Source organism: Coprococcus sp. AF21-14LB (genome assembly GCF_003458885.1).
Taxonomy (GTDB): Bacteria; Bacillota; Clostridia; order Lachnospirales; family Lachnospiraceae; genus UBA9414.
In genome coordinates this window covers 1-1,664 of the sequence record NZ_QRVX01000115.1, presented here as the reverse complement: position 1 = coordinate 1,664, position 1,664 = coordinate 1, and the positions used below count along the sequence as shown (strand labels likewise).

Annotated in this window: 1 pseudogene; it reads left to right on the top strand. The window is 29.1% G+C overall.

From position 1 onward, the window contains the following. Nucleotides 1–227 precede the first annotated feature (227 nt). Nucleotides 228–1,531: pseudogene (locus DWX73_RS14350) on the top strand (flippase). Nucleotides 1,532–1,664 lie beyond the last annotated feature (133 nt).

The window sequence follows — 1,664 nt, the reverse complement described above, 5'->3', positions numbered from 1 at the left end:
CATTGAATTATCATCCACAAGAAGTAATTGTAAGTATCAGGAAAAAGGTGTTGGCATATTTTTGTATGATTATCTAAAATGCTAAAAACCTAAAAGTAATATTAATATCGTAAGAACTAGATATGATGTTAAAGCGATTCATTGGAAAAAGCTTTTGAGTCTTGGATTATTTGAATTGAAAGATGCAGTTTTAAGAAAAGTTAGAAGATAGAGTTGGAGAAAAGCAAATGTTTTTAAAGAAATATGTAAAAAATAAAGAAATTCGAAATGCTACGTGGTTAATTGGCGAACAGATATTTCAGATGCTAATTTCTCTAATTATAGGAATTTTAACGGCCAGATATTTAGGACCACAAAATTACGGATCCTTAAGTTATACAGCATCGTTTGTATCATTTTTTACATCAATAGCTACATTGGGAATGGAAGGAGTTGTTATAAAAAAATTAATAGAACATCCTGAATTAGAAGGGGAATATTTAGGAACAGCAATGCTGTTTAGGGTTATTTCGGCAATACTATCTTCTATTATGATTGCTGTAATTGTGTTTGTATTAAATCCAGAGGAAGATATAAAAGTTATTTTAGCATTACTTCAATCTATACAATTAGTTTTTCAAGCCGTATATATTTTAGATTCATGGTTTCAGAGATATTTATATCAAGATATGTATCTATAGGAAAGATGATAGCAAGCATAGTAGTTGCTATATATAAAGTGTATTTATTAATTACGGCAAAAAGTATAGCATGGTTTGCATTTTCAAATTCTCTTTCTTATATCGTAATTTCCATAATGATATATATTTTTTATCAGAATCAAAAAGGTCCAAAATTATCGATAAAGTTATCTACTGGAATAGAAATGTTAAAAGAAAGTTATCATTTTATCCTATCAGGAATTATGGCAGCTGCATATGGGCAGATGGATAGAATCATGATTGGACAAATGATGACGAATGCAGATGTGGGACTATACACAACGGCTACTGCAATTTGCTCAATGTGGATTTTTGTACCTAATGCTATAATTAATTCATTTAGACCAACTATAATGGAAGTAAAAAAAAATGGAAATGAACATTTATATAAAATTAGGTTAGAACAATTGTACTCAGGCATTATGTGGTTTTGTTTTGGAGTATCATTAGTTATATGTATTTGTGCACCAATAGTAATAAAAATATTATATGGTCAAGCATATTTAGGCGCAACAAATGCATTACGAATTGCGATATGGTATGAGGCTTTTGCAATGATAGGAACAGCACGTGGAATTTGGATATTGTGTGAAAAAAAGAATAAATATGTAAAATATTATTTGTCTATAGGTGCAGGGATTAATTTAGTGTTAAATTATACAATGATCCCATATATGGGAATTGAAGGAGCGGCAATGGCGACTTTGGTTACGCAAATTACTACGAGTTTATTTGCGCCATTATTATTTAAAGAGACTAGGATACACACAAAAATTGTTTTGGAAGCCTTTTGCTTTAAATGGTATTTTGAAAAACGAAAGGAAGGTTAATCGTGTTAAACATCATTAAGAGATTGAAGAGAATATATAATAAATTTGTACAGATGAAATATTCAGTTGCTACCATTATATCGCCAATTCTTAATACAAAAATGAGATATAAAAGTATATTTAAGAAAAAAAT